Here is a 20,666-nt window from a genome sequence, read left to right as displayed (position 1 = left end):
CTGCATATCTGAAATCGAATTTTATGGTCGGTAGAACCCCACTATACCATGCCATTATATGATGCACAACAATGTATAATACTAAATTATATGTTAATTCTCTTACTAATGGCACGAATTTTTATACCCGTGAAGTCTCGGAGGTCTCGTGGGCATCGGGGGATAAGCGGCGGTGAGGCGAAGTTATGACGACCTTAGAGACGACCGACGACCTGCTGCGCCCTGCTCGTCAGTGTGCAGCTCCTCTTGTGGTAGGATGGAGACGATTTCACAAATACCTAATGTTCGAATCGGATAGACCGTATGCCATGAATCCAATAGCGGGAGCAGGTTGCCATCTACCCATTTCGCACAGAATCGTCTTGTTAGGCTTGTTGCTCGTGTCCCTTGCCGCCTGCTCGCCCGATGGTGCCGCGCCCGAATCGTGTACCGACGCGGACCGTGTTCTGAATGTTGGTTTCTACGCCTTCTTCGCGCCCATGAGCTACAGCGCCGATCCCGATCCGGCATCGCCGGGATTCAACACGCATCTGGGCTACGAGGCAGACCTGCTGACCGCCTTGGAGGCGCTGGAAGGCGCGGGGCTGTCCTTTTCCCGTCGCGGCATCGGACCATGGGACAACATCTGGCTGCGGTCGGCGGAGCCTGAGTACGACATCGCGGGCGGCGGCATCACCATCCTCGACTCGCGCACACGCAACGCGGCGGACGAGCAGGTCGTCTCGTTCACCTCCGGCCATGTGAGCTTTCGACAGTCTCTGCTGGTCCGGGCAGAGGACGCTGAGCGCTTGGCTTCCCCTGCCGACCTGACCGCTGATGTGCGCGTGGGAGCGCTCGCAGGCACCACGGGAGAGCACCGCCTGCTGGAGCGGACAGGCTTGGTGAATGCCGACGGCCGGCTTGCCACAGGCACGCGCGTCGAGACCGACACGGGCACGGTAACGGCAGACGGAGGCGCCGGCTACACCATCAACGCAGCCGGCGAGTCTCCCGTTCTGGAGGGCAGGCGACGCCTGTACCCGCCGTCGGAGGATATGCCCCAAGTGGTCTATCTGGGCGACGATGCCGGTGAATCCGAGCTTCTTGAAGCCCTGCGAGCAGGCAGCATCGACGCGCTGGCGAGGGGCGAAATCGGCAACCTTGACGCCGCTAATGTCTCCGGCGGCGCTTTCGCCGTCACCGCGCTGGACGATGCGGTCGAATTGGGCGGTTTCACCCTTGCCGTGCAAGACGCCGAACTGCGAGCCTGCCTCGACGAGAAGATAGACTACCTGACCGACGATAGACGCATCGGCTACGCGGAGTGGGCGGCTGATCCGCAGGTATTCATGCGCCGCGCCATCAATGCCGACTGACCCGGCGCGGTGCCCGTTATAGGCGATAAGTATTGTTCTTCACGCCGCGATATATGTATAAAATTCGCAGCCCTCACGGGGTTGACAGCAATCCGGGGCACTCGATTACTCTATGCTGGACAATGTGAAGAATGCGGTGCCGTCCCCAATGACAATCTACACTCGAAAAAACACTCTGAGCATTAGGAGCCACAAATGAGCAGGAATGGCGATATAGAGGCAACCTTGGTTGAATTCCTCCGAGAGCGCGCTGAGAAGTTCGGTGACCGAGATGCGCTGCTATTCAAGCCCGGATTTCGCTACCAGCGCTGGTCCTACAACGATGTCTGGAATGGCTCCGAGCGTATCGCCGCGCTGCTGCAGGCACGCGGCCTGTCCAAGGGCGACCGCGTCATAATCTGGGGGCCGAACTGTCCTCAATGGGTCATCTGCCTGTTTGGATGCTTGCGCGCCGGCGTTATTGTGGTGCCGCTAGACGTACGCAGTCCGCGCGAATTCGTGGAGAATGTCACTTCCAGGGTTGATGCCAAGCTCTCTTTTGTTTCCCGGGCGACGCCAAGCTACCATGCGGAACTCGGCGTTCCGGAGATAGACTTCGAGGATCTGGAAGCGTTGTCAGAGGACCTGCCCTCACCGGCTCACGTTGACATTGAACCGGACGACCTTGCAGAGGTGATGTTTACTTCCGGAACTACGGGCGATCCAAAGGGTGTAATGCTGACGCATCGCAACATTACCGCGAACATAAGCTCCGTCGTCCAGGTAGCTCCCGGCAAGGAATCCGACCGCCTGATGTCTATTCTGCCCCTCAGCCATATGCTGGAGCAGATGGGAGGTCTATTCGTACCTATGAACGCCGGGGCAAACATCACCTACCCGATAGCGCGCCAGGCAACGGTTCTATTCAGGACGATGCAGGAGCGCCGCGTCACGATGATGGTGCTCGTGCCTCAACTCCTTGACCTGTTCATGAAAGGAATAGAACGGGAGGTACGGAGGCAGGGAAAAGAGGCACTCTGGGCAAGGCTGTTGAAGGTCGCCGCAGGCGCTCCGTTCCCTCTGCGGCGGGTCCTTTTCAGACGAGTGCACAAGACATTCGGAGGACGGCTCGCCTTCATTTTCGCCGGAGGCGCTCCGCTGCCCGGGGATCTCGGCGTCAAGTGGAACCTCCTCGGCATTAACGTCATCCAGGGCTATGGCGCAACCGAGACGTCCCCCGTAATCACCTGTCATCTGCAATCGAAGCCACGCCACGATTCCCCCGGTCCTCCGGTGCCCGGTGTGGAAGTGAAGATCGCACCTGACGGCGAAGTGCTCGTCCGAGGCGAAAACGTTACTCCGGGCTACTGGAACGCGCCGGACGCAACAGCCGCCGCCTTCCAGGACGAATGGTACAAGACGGGTGATCAGGGAGAATTCGACAGCGACGGCAACCTTCACCTTAAGGGGCGAAAGAAGGACATGATTGTCCTCGGCAGCGGCCTTAACGTCTATCCTGAGGATATCGAAGCCATGTTGGTCAGGCACGATGCCGTTGATGACGCCGCTGTCGTCGGTCTGCCAGGCTCGACCGGCCCGGAGGTGCATGCTGCGCTGCTGGTACGGGACATCGCGCTGGTATCTGATGCCGTATCTTGGGCAAATAATCGGCTGGCAGAACATCAGCGTGTGCGCGGATTTACAGTCTGGAAAGAGGAAGACTTTCCTCGCACTCATACCCTCAAAGTCAAGAAGAACCTCCTCACGGAAATACTGCTCAACGATGCTGAGGCGACGTCTGACTTGCCGGCGCGTCAGCCAGCGATTTCAGAAGAGGTGACGCTGGAGCAATTGGTCGCCGAGATTGCCGAGATGCCTGTCGCCCAGATTACCGCGGACAAGACACTCGACGGTGACCTGGACATGGACTCTCTCAAGCGCGTGGAACTCCTGTCAGCCATTGAAGAGCAGTTCGGGGTTTATTTGGATGAGTCCGTCATCGAGCGCGGCACTACCATCGACTACCTGGCAAGAATGGTCGATCAGGGACCACGGAGCGTAGAGCGGAGAAAGTTCGTACGATGGGGTATGAGCTGGTGGTGCAGACCCCTTAGGGGCGCCATCCAACGAGCAGCCATATTTCCTGTTCTCAGGCTGCTGTATAAGTTTAGTGTAGTGGGGGCTTCGGAAATAGAGGGCATGAAGGGTCCGATACTTTTCGCCGCGAACCACTGCCTGCGACTTGACAACGGCCTCCTCATCAAGGCAATGCCACTGCGTCATCGCAGGCGACTTGCCATCGCGGCGTGGGAGGAATTATGGCGTAATCCTGCATATCGCATTACACACCCGCTCATCGGAAACGGCTTTCCCTTCTCAAAAGAAGGTGCGGTTCGAGCGAGCCTGGACAATATGGGCCGAATTCTTGACGACGGCTGGTCCGTGCTAATCTACCCTGAGGGGGAGCTCACCGTCGGAGGCCCAATGCAGTCCTTCAGGGGAGGAACTGGGCTGGTGGCGGTAGAATCAGGCATACCTGTCGTTCCCGTGAAGTTGGACATATTGAAACTCGGATCACCCAGTGATTTTCCGGTACTTGGTAGAGGAGAAGTTGAGGTACGTTTCGGCTCTCCTATCACCTTTTCGCGGGCCACATCTTACGAAGACGCCACAGACAGAATAGAGCAGGCGGTGAGGTCGCTCTAGCTTTTATTGGCATCGGATCTGATGGAGAAGGCTCGACAGTCATTCTTGCCCCTGATTCTCTCCTGATGCCATTCGGTAGCCGACTCGAGGCTCGGTGAAGATGTAAGTGGGGTTATCGGTCTCGTCCTCCAGCCTGCGGCGCAGCGTGCTTATGACGGTACGAATCGGCCGCACGTCCCCGTCCTCGTCCACTCCCCATACCCGCCTCAGCAGATGCGCGTATGGCAACACACGGCCCGCGTTGAGCGACAACTCGACAAGTGTGCGGTACTCGATATAGGTCAGCCGCACCTGCTGGCACCCAAGGGTCACCCGGCGCTCAGCGTAGTCGATGGTCAGGTCCCCTAACACGTAGGGCAACATCGGCTCCGGCGTCATCTTTCGCCGCAATGCCGCCCTGATCCTTGCCGCGAGCTCTGTCGGAGAGAAGGGCTTGACAACATAATCGGCGGCTCCCTGGTCGAATGCCCTTGCCACAAGTTGGTCCTGCCCATAAGCCGACAGGAAGATGACCGGAATGTCGTACGCCTCCTGTATCTCCCGCATCATCTCGATCCCGTCGACGCCGGGCAGCACAAGGTCGAGCAGCACAAGATCGGGCCTCGACTCCTCGACCAACCGCAGCACCTCCCTCGCGTTTCCCGTAGCGACCGTCAGGTAGCCTGCGTTCGACAGCGTCTCTCTGACGTACCTGAGGGCTTGGGGGTCGTCGTCAACTGCGAGTACGCAGATCCTTTCCTCCGTTCTCTTCTGTCGCGAGGAGCGAGTTGCAGGAGCGACGGGAGATATGAACCCGGCTTCCTCGACCACTGGGACAGTGAATGTGAAGCGTGCTCCCAGCCCCGGCCCGTCACTCTCTGCCCAGATTCGGCCCCCATGTGCCTCCACGATCCCCTTGCAGATGGCGAGGCCTAGGCCGGTGTCGCCTCTGTCCTCGCCCTGGCGCTGCGAAAATTTCCGGAAAAGGTGCGGCAGGCTGTCCGCCGGTATGCCTCTACCCTTGTCAGACACGGAGACGGCAACGTGAACCCCATCCCGCGTTGCGCTCACCTCAATGGGCGACGACTCCGGCGAGTGTCGGGCCGCGTTGGCGAGCAGGTTACCCAATATCTGCACCATTCGGGGCCTGTCTGCCATGACCCAGGGTAGCTCTGGGGCAAGTTCGACGCGCATGGTGTGCTTGCCGCCGCTGCTCAAGAAGGAGTGCCTCGCCTCGTTCACCACCACCGCCACATCGTTGGGTTCGGGATAGACAGATAGCGCTCCCGTCTCAATGTGAGCCACGTCGAGAAGGTCGCTTATCAGCATACGCATGCGCTCGGACTGAGCGTCTATAATCCGGTAAAGATGGTCTATCTCGGTAGGGTTCAGCCCGGCGCCAGGATCCAGCAGAGTAGCGACAGATCCTTTGATCGAAGTCAGCGGAGTGCGCAACTCGTGGCTCACCATCGCCAGAAACTCCGCCCGCAGACGCTCTGTCTCCTGCAACGGGGTCAAGTCTTGCATCGTGACCACCACAGACTCCACGTCGCCGCCATGCGCGCGGATGGGGGTTACATTCAGCAGGATAGCAACCGACCTGCCATCCGGTACCGCGATGACCACCTCCTCAGCGCGTATGGTCTCGGCGTCGCTGAGAGTCTCTACCAGGGGAAACTCCTGAAGGGACACCTCTCTCCCGTCGGCACGCCGGACGGTCAGAACCCCGATTATCTCTTCAAGGGGACGGCCCGGGTCTATGAGGTCCTCAACAATCCTGACCGCCTCCCTGTTGAATGAAACCAGCCCTCCGGTCTGGGCATCGAAGACCACCACCCCTATTGGAGAAGTTTCTATCAGAGTCTCAAGGTGAGACCTGGCTTGCAACTCGTCGCGGTAGCGACTGGCGTTCGCGATAACCAGCGCCGCCTGGGAGGCGAACATCACCAGAGTCTCCTCGTCTTCGCTGCAGAACTCTTGCCCTCCTTTATCCCTGGCTAGGAATATGTTGCCCACACGCTGGCTCCCGCGCCGTATGGGAGCACCCAGAAACGCGCCCACTGACGAGGAACGCAGTTCCGGCAACCCCTGTTCGCGCAGGTGGCAAATGAAGTCCGGCACTCTCAGCGGATCTTCGATCCGTCCCAGATAGTCGAGAAAGCGTATTGCATCTGGCATGCTCCACATCCCATTCGCCTCTTCGACACTCAGTCCTGACGACAGGAAGTCTTCTATCATGCCAGTGTCATCGAGGAGGACGATTGCCCCGTAACGACCTTCTGTTAGTTCCCGCGCGGAGTCCAGCACCTCCTGCAACACCGTGTCCATGTCCAGACTCTCGCTAATCCGCAGGCTGGCGTCCCTCAGGCGGGACAGACGGTCACGCAGCGCCTTGATGTCCAGGTCACGCCGGTCTTTTTTCGTCACATTTCCACCTCTCTTCGGAACACGGAAGCACTTCCGTCTCGCCCTCGGGGGCCGGGACAAACGACAGGAATCTGCGTCTTCGGGGGCGATTGCATCGGAATAACAATATCATATAAAAACTTATGGAAACGCATTAATCATTATTGCAATCATGTCCCAGACATCCGGCAGACATCCGTCTTGCCGTTTGAGTGCAGGATTTCGTGCGAACCTCATATGATAACAGGACAGTCAAAGAGAGCGCATTCAACGCCATTAATTTGTAACGCAGATGCCTCGTAATTTGCAATGAGTATTGCCCCGTAGAGTGGTATAAGAGAGACGGTGGACTGGAAGAGCCGAAGCATTTTCAGAATCTTCCCGGTCCTCCGAATGACATGCCGTATAAATACCCTTAGCGGCTTCCTTTATGTCAGGGCAGTGTCCCATGCAGCCTGCCATCGAAGTAGCAGCTGCTACTTGTGGTTCCATCTGAGCAGACTGTGTCATCGAAGATGGCTTTATTGGCGTTGAGGACACCTGAGAAGTTCGCGCCCGTGAGGTTCGCTCCGCCAAATCTAGCGTCTTCGATGTTCGCGCCCTGGAAGCTGGCGCTAGTCAAGTCTGACTCGCTGAAGTTCGCATCGCTGACATCTGCGTTGTTGAAACGCGCTCCCTGTGCGACGGCGTCTTTCATCTCAGATTCGTTCAGGTTAGCGTTGACAAATATAGTGCCGTTTAATTCGGTCTTGTTGAACTTAACCTCGTCCAGGCGCGCGTCTGAGAAATCGACTCCATTCAGGACTGCCTTGTTGAAGCTCGCATTTCTCAGGTCCGCCCCTCTGAAGTCGGGATTGCTGTCAAACGCCGTGTCACTGAAGTCGGCAGAGGCGAGATTCGCCCCTTGCAGATTCGCGCTATCCAAGGTTGCGTCGTCTAGGTTAGCCCCTCTGAAGTTCGCCTTCACAAGAACAACGCCCGTTAAATCGGCGCGATAGAGATTTGCCTCAGTGAAGTCGGTGGATTCGAGGTTTGCGCCAACCAGTGAGCTATGGGAAAGGTCCGCATCCACGAAGGTTACTCCTGCCAACCCTACCGCGTTCGGAAATACAGCCCTTTGAAGCTTCGCGTTATTGAAGGACTCTATCGCGCTAATCGTGGTCGAGCTGAGATTGACGCGGGTGAGAACGATGCCTTCCACCGACGCGCCGGTTAAGTCAGCGTCTGCCAGAACCGCGCCCGTGAAGTCCGCATTCGTCAAGTTCGCGCCGGTGAGATTTGCGCCCGTGAGCACGGCGTCTTTGAGGTCTGTACCGGCGAGGTTCGCATATCTGAGATCGACGCCCGTCAGGTCGTAGCCGCGCAGGTCATTTCCCCTCAAGTCGCACCTGTTTAGGTTAGACCCCGGTATATCCGGTCTGCACGGCATCGGAGTATGCGTGGGTGTGGGCAGGGGCGTGTGTGTCGCCGTTGGAATCAGTGTAGGCGTATGAGTTGGAAGGGGAGTTGGCGTACTGGTAGGCACAGGCGTATGAGTAGCAGTAGGCGATGGCGTATGCGTCGCCGTAGATGTCGGGGAAGGAGTGAAGGTTGGCAACGGTGTGGGCGTTTCCGTGGGCGCTGGAGTATGAGTTAGAGTGCTGCTGGTCGGTATGGGGATGTTCGTGGGAACGACTGCGGCAGCGAGGGGCATGTCCGGTGGTTCGGGCGAATGGGTAGGCGTGGGCGACGGCTCGGACGCGGCAAATGAGACAGTCGTATCGATTATTATGAACTCTTCATCCTGATTCACATCCATTCTCAATACTCTGTGATTTTCGCTTATCCAAGCCTCCATTGCACTCCGTCCCTCACCGGCGCTTCGCGCGTTCGTGAACATCCCCACATACAAGAGGTCAAGCGTGTTGTTTTCGGAGCTTGCGGACCAGACCAGAGCATAATTCAAGCAATTGTGCGCGACGCAGCCATCGGTACTCGTCCACGCTCGGACGACTTGATCCGCCTCGCCCAGCGCGCGCGTTATCGAAGCATTCAGCCTCAATTCGCTCCCGCCTTCCTTCACCGTTCCAAGAATGAGTTTCACCAGCGCTTCATCGCCGATTATGATGTACCCATCCTCCAGAACAGCCACGGCATCAACATTATGCTGATACTTCGCGTCATCTACACACGCTTGCGCGGATGCCCACAGTTCGGAGCCTTGATACAGGACCTTTGCAAACCCGCGGGCATTGAGCCTGTCCGAGACATCGCTACGCGAGAACTTGCCTGAGACGATGGTCAAGGTGCCGCCGGGAACATGCGGGTGAGCCAAAATGTCCACTTCATCTATTGATACCCCTACATCGTTCAGACAGTTCCTATAATCGCCTGTAACTTCATGCGCGTAACCTTCCGGTAGGTTTTTCGCAACGAAAATCTTTTTGAAGGCGAGCATATCCAAATTGTCGAAATCTGACGGCACAAGGTTGAGCGCGGATATGTCGGTAGGGCTTGACGCGATTGGCGCGAGAATCGGTGTGCTTGTAGGTTCAGGGGTATAGGTAGGCGCAGGCGTAGGCGTGGGAATCAGCGAAATCAACCCTGCCTCAACTGTATTCCGTGCCTGTTCTATAACCAATGTCATTAAGATTATCGGTATAGTCAATACAATCCACATTACGCTCACCAGAAGTACCCTTAGCCATAAAGGTCTTCTGTTGCCGGGCGTTCCCCACAGAAAAGCGACTGCCGCAGCGCCAAATGAACCCAGATGTGAGGGCAGAAGCTGATGCAGAAGAGAACTTACACGTCCCCGCCAAAACATAGTTACGAATAGTAAGCCAGCTAACGCTAAGTAAAGGGGGATTTCTGCGATGAATGAAAGATTATCGTCTCCGAAAAACAGTTGTATCGCCAACCACCCCATGCCTAACAACATCACCCAAGGGGGAATCCCTGCAGCGCGCGAACCCGGAAGCTGAGGCCCGCCGCCTGTAGCTGGCGGCGGCGCAGGCGGCATAGGGGGCGGCAGTGCGGGAGCCGTAGGCGGCGGCGTGGGTGGTGGTGGTTGAGCTGCCTGCATCGGCGGGACGAATATTTGCGCGCCCGGATGGTCCGGGAACGACTCTATGCCGATATTCGCCGTTCGCTCGCACCATGTACACGCCGCGCTCCCTGAAGCGGACGCCTGCTTGTCGAAGTACCAGTGGCTGGCGTTTCGGGCGCACTGCCTGAGCGTCCGCATCGCCTCGTCCAGCGCGTCAACCCAGTCTCTCGGCGCGGGGCGAGACTGCGGGTCCGTATGGCCATCGTCGAAGCACTTGCGGAAGAGCACCCGAATGTCTTCGTGCAGCGTATCCCATTCCACGGCAGTCGGCATGGGATTCAGCGGGACGCTTCTGCTCGCAGTGTGCAGGAAGTAGCCGCGCGAGATGCAAGTCTCTACCTGCGGTTTCTCGCCCGCGCCGGTGTATATACCTCTGAACGGGTGCGTGCCCTCCATTAGAAGCTGGTATATGACTACCGCCAGCGCGAAGTTGTCGTGGTGTACGTTTCTGTCCACCTGAGCGAAACTCACGCCTTGCAGCTCGGGCGGGGTATATTCCGGCTTGCCCACCACACAGCGATATATCGTGGGCGGTGTCGTGCGGCTATCGGTTACCTGGAACGAATCAGCGTCTATCAGCGTTACATGCTCATCCTCGGTGATGTAGGCGTTGGATTCGTTGATGTCGCCTACGAGATAGGTGTAGTTAATGCCGTGCAGTCTGTCAAGGGCGACGGCGAGGCTTTTGGCGACAGAGCACAGGTTCGCGTAATTGATGTGCGGCGCGTGTCTGCGCCTCAACGCGGGGTTGTAGTACTCGAAAAGGCTGTGCGTCTTTTCGACTTTCGGCATCAGGAAGCCGATGACTTCGCTCGCCGTATCATAGACGAGCTGCCGGGGCCATGCGACGAACAGGTGTCCCGTTAGGTCGTCCTCGGTGCGCGGCGGATAGTTTATCATCACATCGAGTTTGTTGATGACCGCATCCGTGCGCCTGTCGGAATGGTATATCTTCGCCACGAGGTCGGGATGGCTTCCGAGGCTGTAAACCGCGCCCTCGCCGCCGCTCCCCAGCACATCCGATTGCGACAGCGTGATTCGGTTCGTCGCGCTGCTCCAAACGGATATGTTGCCTTGATTAACCATCCTTGCCGTCTTCCTAACGCGCCGCCATCACCCCCGAACCGCGAGCAACAGCGTCAAGTCGTCGTCCGCGCGGGCGGCTACCCTGGGCGATGACAGGAAGGCTGCGAGACTGTTCCCGGCAGCATCCGTATCTTCCTGTTTTTCCGCCCAGCCAAAGAGTGGGTCGAAGAAGGGCGCATGCGGCGCGTTGCCGGAGGTCGCGTTCAGAGCGATGGATTGTATGCCGTCGGTGAACATCGCCAAACGGCTGATGCCGCCGTACTGCATACTCGTATCGAGAGAGTCTTGCCAGTTGTCGGATGTGATGAAGTTGGTGGCGTTCGCATACTCGCCGCGCTGCGGGGCACTGAACAGGGTGTAGCCGCCACTGTCGTCCTCGGATATGCCCGCGCCGGTCGTTATCATAGCGCCGTCGCCTATCTGCGCCGCGCCGGTGATTTCGGGAGCGCAGATTGCGACTATCAGGGTGGTGGCGAAGTCCCTGAGAGGTCTCTTCTGCCTATGGGATTCGGCTTCCAGTTCCTTCCTTGCGGCGCGGACGGATTCTCGGAGGATTTCTTCTAGCACGCCTTCGTAGAGGGGATGCACATGATAGTGCAACAGTCCGGTTGCCCTTTTGGTCGCGGCGCAAGCGGCGATGCGCGAGCCGTCGGCAGAAAGTTCGGCGGACCCCGCGCCGTCGGCTACGGCGGCTACCAGAAAGCCGGCGGGCACGTTTTTGCCCACGCTTGTACTGTCCTGGCAGGGCTGCCCTGTCTTCGCGTGGCTCGTGCCTTGCACGGACGCGCGTATAACGCGCCAACGAGACGCGGAATTGACGACATCCATTATATCGCCGCCCAGTCCTGCAAGCCGTCGGTGTCGAGCGTAATCTCGTCGTCTGTGCGCGACCGCGAAACGCGCGACATAGACTGCGACAGCCAGACGAACATGCTGGAGAACTCCAGCCCTTTCAGCATAAGAGGACGGCGCGGGCTTATATCGGTGAGCAAGTCCATGTTCGCGCCCTCAACACCTACGGAGAAGGCGGCGACCCTCTTCTCGCTCTCCGCATCATGCAGCCTTTGGGACGCCGTGCTCACCACTTCCTGCGATTCGGACGGCGCGCCATCAGTCAGAAGGAACAGCCAGGGGCGATAGTAATCGATGCCGTTGTCCCTGTACATCTGCTTGCGCTCTTCGATCTTGTCCAGCGCGAGATTAATGCCCGCGCCCATCATCGTCGCGCCGTTCGCCACCAGCGTGGGAGGCTGAAATTGGTCGGCGGTAACGAATTCCTGAACCATCTCCGCAGTGCTGCCGAAGGTAACGATGGCGACTTCGGTCCGCAGCGAAGCGAGTTGGTCTGCCTTAAGTTCCTGCGCGAAAGTGGCAATGCCGCTATTCAGCTCATTCATCGGCGGTCCGTACATAGATGAGGATACATCCACGAGCAGCACGCAAGGACATCGGGGTTCGGGGTTTTCGGCGAACTGTATTTCGTCAGGTATGAGTTCGGTGGTCATCTTTTCCTCCTTGCTTGCGCCGGATTATCTATCTGCGCCGAGTCTGTCAAATCGCCGCCCAGTCTTTCAGCCCGTCGGTGTCCAGCGTTATCTCGTCGTCGGTGCGGGAGCGGGACACGCGCGACATGGAATGAGACAGCCAGACGAACATGCTGGAGAACGCCAGCCCTTTGAGCATTAGGGGGCGGCGCGGGCTTATCCGGGCGAGCACATCCATATCCGCGCCCTCGACTCCCACCGAAAACGCCGCGACCTTCTTCTGACTGTCGGCTTCCTTCAGCCTCCTTGCAATGTGGTCAACGACTTCTTGAGGTTCGGTAGGCTCTCCGTCCGTTATCAGAAATAGCCAGGGGCGATAGTAGTCTATGCCGCTGTCCCTGTAAGTCTGCTTGCGCTTTTCTATCTCGTCGAGCGCGAGGCTGATGCCTTCGCTCGTATTCGTGCCGCCGAGCAGCCTGAACGGGGCCCTATAGCAATACAGGCCGTCCTCCGACATGTAGTCCGGCTTCTGCTCATTCGTTCCGTCTCCAAATGAGAGGGGGTTAGGATAGCATTGGTCCTCGGTTATCATGACGCCTTCATCCACATTCAGAGGCTGAGGCTCGAACCTATCGGCGGTAACGAATTCCTGCGCCATCTCCGCGCTGCCGGCAAAGGTAATGATAGCCACTTCTGTCCGCAGCGAGGCGAGCGAGTCGGATTTCAGCTCTTGCGCGAAAGTGGCGATGCCGTTATTCAGCTGCTCCATCTTGTTCCCAAGCATAGAATTGGAAACATCCACGAGCAGCACGCAAGGACATCGCGGCTCCGGATTTTCGGCGAACCGAATTTCGTCGGGTATGAGTTCGATGGTCATGCATTCCCCGCTTTTCATACAGTATGCAGAACATTATACACCTGCAGATACACCTATAGCCTCGCTAGTTACACAGAATTGTTCTCAGTCCTGTCTACTCGCACTGTGGGGCGAGACGGCGACATACAGCAGAAACTCTCGGACCCAACTGCCAGATGTTGAAAGCTATTGCCAAAGCCGCTACCAGGAGAACAGTGCTTACGAAGAATTCATGGGCAATAAAACGGTCTCCATGATTGTTTCCAGCAGCAGGAAAAGTGCAAGGAAGCCAAGCCCGATGAGCAGCCCCCGGAGAAAGTTGTCCCTCGATCTCTTTTCGCCCCGGCTCTCCAGGCGACTATATAACTCGCTCGCGGGCAGATCGACGTACCTGCCGCATGAGCAATCGCGTCTGCTTTGCCTGTAACACGCAGCCTCATCTAACACAATTCAAGGTCAATTGCCTGACAATTGGGTCTGTGGCATTATACGGCAAAGCCACCGTGCAGCGTCGGCTTTGCCTGCCCCTGCCGGTGCTTCGGCAGCCGGTTGAGCACGTTGATCACCTTGTGGTTCCAGCGCCTCTGCTTCCATTACATCTGATCGACTTAACAGCGCCGAGACGTCCCCCGAATGTGGATGTGTAATAAGGGGGATTGAACCCAATGGATACTTCCCATAGAATCGCATAAAGCATAAAGGAGGTTGAGACATGGGAACAATATCTGTGAACCGGCTAGCGGGGCTGTCCCTCATATTCGGCCCGATAATCGCCTTCGTCTTCTTTCTCATAGAGCCGGGCGGACTATTGATAGATAGTGCCGCCGTGTCAGACGCTATTGGCTCAATAACGGCCAAGAGCGCCAACGCCGCGCTGACCAACATAACCAACATCGCGATAATCCTTGGCCTGACCCTAATCCTCTCAGGCCTCTATGCTCTAATGCGGAACGTAACCTTGCAAGGCAACGGCAAGGCATTCGTCCAAATGGGCTTCTTCGTGATATTCGTCGGCCTGACCGGCTGGATTCTATCCAGCGGCATGGACTTCATTCTGGCCGATGCCCAAACCGGTGACCGGATCAGGGAAAGCGTTCCCGTCTACTACGTCGGCTCCGCTTTCCTCTACGCCGGTGGGATTGCGCTCGGGTTTGGCGGCTTCATATTCGCGCTGGGACTATCCACGAGAGAGGACTTCAACCGGATAATTTCCCTGTTGGCCGCTCTTGTCAGCCTGGCAGTAATGGTTTTCTTCGTGCTAGCCGTACTCAGCAATGCCGGCCATGATACCTTCATCACCCTGGCCCGGGGCTGCTACGTGCTACTGGTTATCTGGTATGGATATCTGGGCTTCGGACTGATGAACCGACCAGATCCCGACCTGTGGCAATAGACAGAGTCCAGGACTTGTTGGATGCCGTCCTAAGGTCAGGGGACGGTGGCTTCACACGAGCCGATGCTAAAGCGAAGCCTGGGGACAGGGCAACTCCGGCGGCTCAAGTCCAGTGCGTACCTGTGTAATGAGGCGGCGTCACAAGATGGGAGACGCCGCCGGCAGCCCGGAATACATCCTTTCCGACGGGCTGTGTAAGACTGAATTGTGCCAGTGGCGGGCTTACCCCCACAAGAGGTCAGCGGCGGACGAAGAGGTGACGCACGACTTCGCCAGAGTTACTGAACTGTCCCCATCTACCCCTCCCCCTTCGGCATTCGGAAGCCGATGCGGGACTCGGTGAAGATGTAGGTGGGGTTGCCGGCATCGTCGCCCAGCTTGCGGCGGAGCTTGCTTATCATGGTGTGCATCGGCCGCACATTGCCGTCGCTCCTATTCATCCAGACACGTTCTAACAGGTGATCGTAGGTCAGCACCCTTCCGGCGTGGGACGACAGCTCCACCAGCATCCGGTACTCCGTCGGGGTCAACCCCACTCGACGGCCGGCCACGGTCACCATGTGCTGGTCGTAGTCGATGGTCAGGTCGCCCAGAACGTATGGCTCCGACGGCTCGACGGTCTCCCGCCTGCGCAGAGCAGCCCTGATCCTAGCGGAAAGCTCGGTGGGAGAGAACGGCTTGACCACGTAATCGACCGCCCCCATCTCGAATGCCCTGGCGACGACTTCGTCCCGCCCGTATGCGGACAGGAATATGACCGGCACATCCGCCACATCCAGGATGTCCCTCATCAGCTCTATCCCGTCAATATACGGAAGCATCAGGTCCAGCAGCACCAGATCGGGCATCTCATCCTCCACGAGACGGACCGCCTCCTCCGGGTCTCCGGTCACCACCGGCGCATAGACTGACACGGTGAGGGTATCGCGGATGTATCGCAGGTCGTTGGGATCGTCGTCCACCACGAGCACCCGGACCCGTTCCCCTGAGTCCGGCCCGCCTTCCCGCGACCCGGCTGAGACTTGCCGGAGTGCGCCTGCCATGCCGCGCGCCGACTCCTCCACCGTCGGCAGAGTGAAGGTAAAGCGCGCGCCCAGTCCCGCGGTCCGTCGCTCTCAGCCCAGATGCGGCCCCGTGCGCCTCCACAATACCCTTGCAGATGGCAAGTCCCAGTCCCGTGTCTCCTCCCCCTTCGTCGAACTGCGTCCCTGAGAACTTGCGGAACAGGTGGGGCAGGCGGGCTGCCGCGCTTCCTGTTCGCTGACGCCGGAGAAGAAGACATCCTGGAGTCCGAGCGAGTCGTCCACGAGGGTTATCGCGCCGTAGCGAGCGCCGGTGAGAAAGCGGGCGGAGTCGAGCACGCCTTGGAGCACGGTGTTGAAGTCGAAGTCTTCGGTGATGCGCAGGCTTGCGCTGCTCAGGCGCGATAGGCGCTCTTCCAGCTCTTGTATCCGCAGGTCTCGCTCGTCGGGTTATGCCATCTCGTCACCTCTATACATCTATGGTAATCTATGGTAATCGGCGTCAGCGAGGTCAATTATGCCGCATTCTGCGGATAGTTACAGGAAGTTATGAAAATTTGTCCGTGCGGTTATGCAACGGAAACACCTTTGCCGCCTTGTTTGTTGTACACTATTTCCCTCGCCAGCGGGCGATACGAATTTGTCTCTCGAATGGACCCGGACCGGCCACATTCATGCATGACGCCGGCGGCGAATGCTTCAGAGCAGAGTTAGAAGACGATGAATAGCAGCAGACTTCCATTTCATCCATTCCTGCCCCTGACCTTTGAAAATCGTGTAAGGGCTGTTACGGGAGCGCATGAACAGCGGGGCAGGCGATTCCGTCCCGGCGGCACCGGGCCAGAGGGGACCATCAGAGAATAGTCAGCGGCTTTCAACCACGTTAATCGGCAGCAAGTGGCTGAAAGGAATACATATGTTGAAGCTCGGAGATACTTCGCCCGATTTCACGGGACCCAAGGTGTTAGGGGGCGAATTTACCCTCTCGGACTACCGGGGACAAACGTCGTTCTCTACTTTTTTGTAAAGGCTTTCACCTGGGGATGAACCATGCAGACAAGGGAGTTCGTGAAACTCCAGGATCAGTTCGAATTGACCGATACCTTAATCGTTGGCATCAGCACTGACAGCGTAGAGCGCTTGCAGATATTCGGAGAGACTCACAGTGTCAAGTTTCCGCTGATCAGCGATTCGGGAGGCAGCATCGCTCGATTGTATGACGTGAGGCGATGGTTCGGACTGGGTACATCGAGAGTGACATATCTGATAGACAAGGATGGCTTGATCCGGGACGTTCATCATGACGAGGTATTTGCCGCTGGGCACGCACACAGAGCGTTGACACGGCTGCAAGACAGCCCAGACTCGGACTGATGGCGACGAATAGCCAACGATGCTTGAGGTAACGAAGCTATGAGACTTAACACTTTAGCGAGAATATGCATGCTGGCGATGGCTGTCGCCATATTCACTGCACTCTCATTGATACCATCTCCCCAAGTCAGTGCGGACGGAAACGGTACCGGGAGTGCCACAGTCTTGGTCCTTAACCTTAATGACGGCGATGTCGGTTCTGACATTACGACCATTACGGCAACTTGGACCGACAGCCAGGAGTGCAGCGCCGGCTACAACGTGTATTTGGACGGCGTGGAGATTAGCTCGATCGGCTTGCCAGAAGGGACAACTGTTGACGATTCCGGGCGCATCCACTTGGAGTCCGCGGCATCATCAGCCACTCAGGTCACTGCCTCGTTCGCTGCTCTCTTCGCGGCTTCAGGCGCTTCGGCTCTGACCGTTTCCGTGTACTGCGGAAACGACGATGGCTCGGGGCGCGCGGTTGCCGCAGTGGATAATGTCGAAGTGGACGCGGAAACCCGCAGGCCGGTGCAGGGCGCATACTCCAGCGCGCAGACGGTGACAGGGCTTCAAGGCGTCGGCATTTCAGGCGCGATTAGCGGCTCCGGTTTAGTAGTCACCGACCGAAAGGGAAACATCTTCCAAGATCCCAGTCTTGACGACCCGGATTACACCAGACTCTTCGACGCAACGGGCACTCGCAGCTTAGTCCCCATGTCCGACGATGGGGATACTCACAGCTCCATCTCTACAACCATCGCCAACAATGGCGCCACAGGTTCGACATTTACCATAAGCTGGGTTGATGCCGAGACATGCGCCGGCAACTACAATCTGTACCTGGACAACATCGACTCCAATGGCGTCGGCCTGCCGACGGGCGCCACTCAGGACTCGGACGGTCGCGTCCACCTCGGTGCTGTTGCCGCGACCACGGATCCCCTTCAGAAAGTCTCCACATTCTCCACGGTTAAGGCGGTTTCGGACGGCGACCACTTGGCGCTCAAGATATACTGCGGCGACGACGACACGGGCAGCAAGGTAGAAAGCGACGAGCTCCCCGTTGACTCGACCTCGCTCAGGCCCGTTGCCGGAACCTATTCCAGCGCGCCCGGAATCACTGAGTTTCAGATCAACGGAACTGCCCAAAGCGACTTTGATCCATACAAGACGCAAGAGGAGTACGATTACACATGGAACGCCGGAGATGCTGACGTAGCAACGATCAAGGCGGTGCTGAAAGACGGATATTCTGCTACTTACCATGGCTCGACGAAGACTGTGTATTCCATCACCGTTAACGGCGTGGAAATTGCCAAGTTCGCCACATGGTCCTTAAACGACACAGTGACCGTCACCGACGACGACGACATGGAGGACGACTTCCAGTTCCGGTTTGACGACAATGATCCCAACGGCACCGATATGTTCTGGTTGACTGTTAGTCGTGGAGACTATCACACCGGTCACCAGTACGAATTCTTCGTTATTCGCAAGGCAGCCGTAACCGGTACTGCGACGCTGGACTATGCGGAGAACGGCACCGACGCCATAGGCACATATTCCATTTCCGACCCTGACAAGGACTATTACTGGCAGTTGGCATCGAGAACCGGGGAAGACGAAGAAGACGACAAGGACGACTTCTCCATAACGAATAACGATGACGGAAATGGCGTGCTCTCTTTTGCCTCCTCGCCGGACTACGAAGCGCCCACGGACAGCAGCTCGCCGGCCAACAACGTCTATCACACAGACGTATTGGGCTGGGAGGTGAATCCGACACTGGGACTCTGGTACGGGAACTACTTCGGTCGCCAGCATGTGCAGGTAACCGTAACGGATGTGGATCCCGAATAGGCGGCAGCGCTAGTTGATGTCGGGCACAAGTATCGCCGCTCTTGAAGCTTCAAGAGCGGCGATTGACTGGATAGACTCCCATTACAGTTCAAATCACAGGAGTTCACCCTGCGAGCGTCCCGATTCTGCTTACCGTAAGTGAATATCCACACATTTGAGAGCCAAGAATGACTAACCGTTGATCTGTTAACTTATCTTTGTGTCGATAGCTGTATCCATATTGTGAAGTTAGGGACGGAGAAAATGAGACCGAAAGCCAGTGTCGTGGCAACCATAGTTATCGGAGCATTTGCCCTCGCAGTATTTGCAGGCATCCTGCCAATGGGATTTCTCCCATTGGAGAACTCAGGAAATGTCGAAGCGAGCAGCCGCGAATTGCGGCTCTTCAATAGGGATAGTGGCGCATCGCCTCAGACCGAAGTCGATCCACTCGAAGCGACCAAAGCCTACGTGAATGACGCCATCGCCTCGTACCGAGAAGACCCTGAAGCGGCATTGGCTTACTATCGATCTGGGGGAAGCATCGTCAACGACCCGCCCGGCCTGTACCTCACTTTGCTGGACGGCGACACCATCAAGGTAAACCCTGTATTCCGTGGCGCTGAGGGATTGGGTATCTCTTGGCGCGAAGACCCTCTGGGGAACAGATATGGAGCAAAGTTGGCAGCCGCTGACGAAGATGGCATCGTAGTGGAATATCTACTTCCGATTTCCAGCCAGGACTACACTTTCCGCAAGAAGACCGCTTGGGCAATTCGCGCTAACGTCCCTGATATCGATAACCCTGGTGAAATGGAAGACCTGGTGTTCTCAGCGGGCTGGCTGGACTTGGAAGGAGAGGTCGAATCCACATTCAATGAAGCGCAGAAAGCCGTCGGAGCCGTCATCGAAGCCAGGGCGCGCATGCAGGTTGAAGTAACAGTCCCAACAGTTGGAACAGCTGTCCCAACATTTAACTATTACAAGTCAACCGACAGCATCGACGGTGAGATTTACGTCTGGTTGGCATTTCCAGACGGTCTAATTACCGCGGACGCTACCATGCCCGAACTGGTGGGACAGAATATAGCCGACGTCTATCCGGATGTTGGCGAGCGTATGCTGGCGGTGCAACCTCAGCAAGCACGTTGGATTACACACATGTGGACGAATCCTCAAACGAATCAAGTGGAAACAAAGCATTCCTACGTGACCAATTTCATCGGCATCTATATCGTCTCCGGCTACTACGGCGAGATGCCACCGCCGGCGCTGCCCGGTCCGTGCTTCATGCCTATTGACGGCGCAGGCACGTACACAGGTGAATGGGACGATACCTGCAAATCCGAGAAAAGACCCGACGACAGCGACAACGGAGGGCAGGCCGGCGAAGACTACTACGCCCGATTCTACACCTTCACGCTGGACGCGGCGGCGAGCGTCACTATAACCCTGACTTCAGATGACGAACCGCCGGTGGATACTTTCCTGTATCTCAGGCACGGAGAAGAAAAGGACGGCGAAGCAGTGGCGGTGAACGATGATATTTCATCGAGCAACCGCAACTCACACATTGAGGACCATCCCCTGGAGCCGGGCACATACACAATCGAAGCGACAACCTATAACGCTGCGGAATTCGGCGAATTCACGCTCATCGTGGACATAGGACCGACTGGCGAACCGCCTGAGCCACCCGCGCCCGATATGAAGTACATATCCATCGGCAGCGGTGCCAACCACGTCTGCGCCATTGCGGACGAAGGCTCGATAATGTGTTGGGGCGACGACAGCGAAGGGCAGGTCTCAGACAGGCCCACGCGCGGGCGTTTCACAGCGATAAGCAGCGGCGACAATCACACCTGCGCGCTGCGTAACGACGGCGCAGTCGTATGCTGGGGCAGTATCGACATTCCCTAGGAGTCAATTCATTGGGCGTCAGATTTCAACGACGCCAAGTCATGGAAAGCCGATGAGAATTCCTTGATGGATGCTGAGTAATCTTGGAACTTCCGAGCAAGGTCGCCTGGGCGATTTTGCTGCGCACCATACGGGAGGCGCAGTCGTACGAGAGGGACGCCTGCATGCACTGGCTGGCTATCAGTGCGGAGGGC

The 20,666-nt window shown here is 57.4% G+C and carries 12 protein-coding genes and 1 pseudogene; 6 read left to right on the top strand and 7 right to left on the bottom strand.

Annotation, left to right across the window (positions count from 1 at the left end; genetic code table 11):
- Positions 1 to 185: 185 nt before the first annotated feature.
- Together F4X57_00370 and F4X57_00365 are read left to right on the top strand one after the other, a co-directional pair.
- On the top strand, positions 186 to 1,355 hold the full coding sequence (locus F4X57_00370; GenBank protein ID MYC05634.1) for an amino acid ABC transporter substrate-binding protein: 1,170 nt from the start codon (positions 186 to 188) through the stop codon (positions 1,353 to 1,355).
- 195 nt (positions 1,356 to 1,550) lie between these two features.
- Positions 1,551 to 4,040: an AMP-binding protein gene (locus tag F4X57_00365; protein MYC05633.1), complete on the top strand. Its 2,490-nt coding sequence runs from the start codon at positions 1,551 to 1,553 to the stop codon at positions 4,038 to 4,040.
- Between the two features lie 39 nt (positions 4,041 to 4,079).
- Here the strand turns inward: F4X57_00365 and F4X57_00360 are convergent, their stop codons facing one another.
- From F4X57_00360 to F4X57_00340, 5 genes are all read right to left on the bottom strand, one after another.
- Complete coding sequence (locus F4X57_00360) at positions 4,080 to 6,446, bottom strand: response regulator (GenBank protein ID MYC05632.1); 2,367 nt, start codon at positions 6,444 to 6,446, stop codon at positions 4,080 to 4,082.
- Between the two features lie 412 nt (positions 6,447 to 6,858).
- Entirely contained in the window at positions 6,859 to 10,599 is a 3,741-nt protein-coding gene (locus F4X57_00355; protein ID MYC05631.1) for a hypothetical protein, read from the bottom strand.
- 27 nt (positions 10,600 to 10,626) lie between these two features.
- The gene (locus F4X57_00350; protein ID MYC05630.1) at positions 10,627 to 11,427 is read right to left on the bottom strand and encodes a protein phosphatase 2C domain-containing protein; all 801 of its coding nucleotides are present in this window, start codon (positions 11,425 to 11,427) and stop codon (positions 10,627 to 10,629) included.
- On the bottom strand, positions 11,427 to 12,104 hold the full coding sequence (locus F4X57_00345) for a VWA domain-containing protein (protein MYC05629.1): 678 nt from the start codon (positions 12,102 to 12,104) through the stop codon (positions 11,427 to 11,429). The genes F4X57_00350 and F4X57_00345 overlap by 1 nt, the downstream gene beginning before the upstream one ends.
- A 46-nt stretch (positions 12,105 to 12,150) precedes the next feature.
- Entirely contained in the window at positions 12,151 to 12,978 is an 828-nt protein-coding gene (locus F4X57_00340; GenBank protein ID MYC05628.1) for a VWA domain-containing protein, read from the bottom strand.
- Positions 12,979 to 13,651: 673 nt separating this feature from the next.
- On the opposite strand from F4X57_00340, the gene F4X57_00335 reads away from it, so the two are divergent.
- On the top strand, positions 13,652 to 14,332 hold the full coding sequence (locus F4X57_00335) for a hypothetical protein (protein MYC05627.1): 681 nt from the start codon (positions 13,652 to 13,654) through the stop codon (positions 14,330 to 14,332).
- Between the two features lie 296 nt (positions 14,333 to 14,628).
- Here F4X57_00335 and F4X57_00330 read toward each other — a convergent pair whose 3' ends face one another.
- Both F4X57_00330 and F4X57_00325 read right to left on the bottom strand, forming a co-directional pair.
- Positions 14,629 to 15,375: a response regulator transcription factor gene (locus F4X57_00330; protein MYC05626.1), complete on the bottom strand. Its 747-nt coding sequence runs from the start codon at positions 15,373 to 15,375 to the stop codon at positions 14,629 to 14,631.
- Positions 15,376 to 15,424: 49 nt separating this feature from the next.
- A pseudogene (locus F4X57_00325) lies at positions 15,425 to 15,808 on the bottom strand (sensor histidine kinase).
- A gap of 596 nt (positions 15,809 to 16,404) precedes the next feature.
- Here F4X57_00325 and F4X57_00320 point away from each other — a divergent pair.
- The 3 genes from F4X57_00320 (at position 16,405) to F4X57_00310 (ending at position 20,472) form a co-directional block, all read left to right on the top strand.
- Positions 16,405 to 16,728 carry a redoxin domain-containing protein gene (locus F4X57_00320; GenBank protein ID MYC05625.1) on the top strand — a complete coding sequence of 108 codons (324 nt, stop codon included), beginning with the start codon at positions 16,405 to 16,407 and terminating at the stop codon, positions 16,726 to 16,728.
- A 165-nt stretch (positions 16,729 to 16,893) separates the two neighbouring features.
- Positions 16,894 to 18,573: a hypothetical protein gene (locus F4X57_00315; GenBank protein MYC05624.1), complete on the top strand. Its 1,680-nt coding sequence runs from the start codon at positions 16,894 to 16,896 to the stop codon at positions 18,571 to 18,573.
- A gap of 243 nt (positions 18,574 to 18,816) precedes the next feature.
- Positions 18,817 to 20,472, top strand: coding sequence for a hypothetical protein (locus F4X57_00310; GenBank protein MYC05623.1), 1,656 nt, complete (start codon positions 18,817 to 18,819; stop codon positions 20,470 to 20,472).
- Positions 20,473 to 20,666: the final 194 nt, after the last annotated feature.

Source organism: Chloroflexota bacterium (assembly GCA_009840355.1).
In the GTDB taxonomy this organism is placed as follows: domain Bacteria; phylum Chloroflexota; class Dehalococcoidia; order Lucifugimonadales; family JADFKI01; genus Bin90.
This window is presented reverse-complemented; position numbering and strand designations above follow the sequence as displayed.

Coding starts and splice junctions, on each gene's coding strand:
- F4X57_00370 (MYC05634.1), top strand. CDS start 186: ATGACGACCTTAGAGACGACCGACGACCTGCTGCGCCCTGCTCGTCAG.
- F4X57_00365 (MYC05633.1), top strand. CDS start 1,551: ATGAGCAGGAATGGCGATATAGAGGCAACCTTGGTTGAATTCCTCCGA.
- F4X57_00355 (MYC05631.1), bottom strand. CDS start 10,599: ATGGTTAATCAAGGCAACATATCCGTTTGGAGCAGCGCGACGAACCGA.
- F4X57_00350 (MYC05630.1), bottom strand. CDS start 11,427: ATGGATGTCGTCAATTCCGCGTCTCGTTGGCGCGTTATACGCGCGTCC.
- F4X57_00345 (MYC05629.1), bottom strand. CDS start 12,104: ATGACCACCGAACTCATACCTGACGAAATACAGTTCGCCGAAAACCCC.
- F4X57_00340 (MYC05628.1), bottom strand. CDS start 12,978: ATGAAAAGCGGGGAATGCATGACCATCGAACTCATACCCGACGAAATT.
- F4X57_00335 (MYC05627.1), top strand. CDS start 13,652: ATGGGAACAATATCTGTGAACCGGCTAGCGGGGCTGTCCCTCATATTC.
- F4X57_00330 (MYC05626.1), bottom strand. CDS start 15,375: ATGGCAGGCGCACTCCGGCAAGTCTCAGCCGGGTCGCGGGAAGGCGGG.
- F4X57_00320 (MYC05625.1), top strand. CDS start 16,405: ATGCAGACAAGGGAGTTCGTGAAACTCCAGGATCAGTTCGAATTGACC.
- F4X57_00310 (MYC05623.1), top strand. CDS start 18,817: ATGAGACCGAAAGCCAGTGTCGTGGCAACCATAGTTATCGGAGCATTT.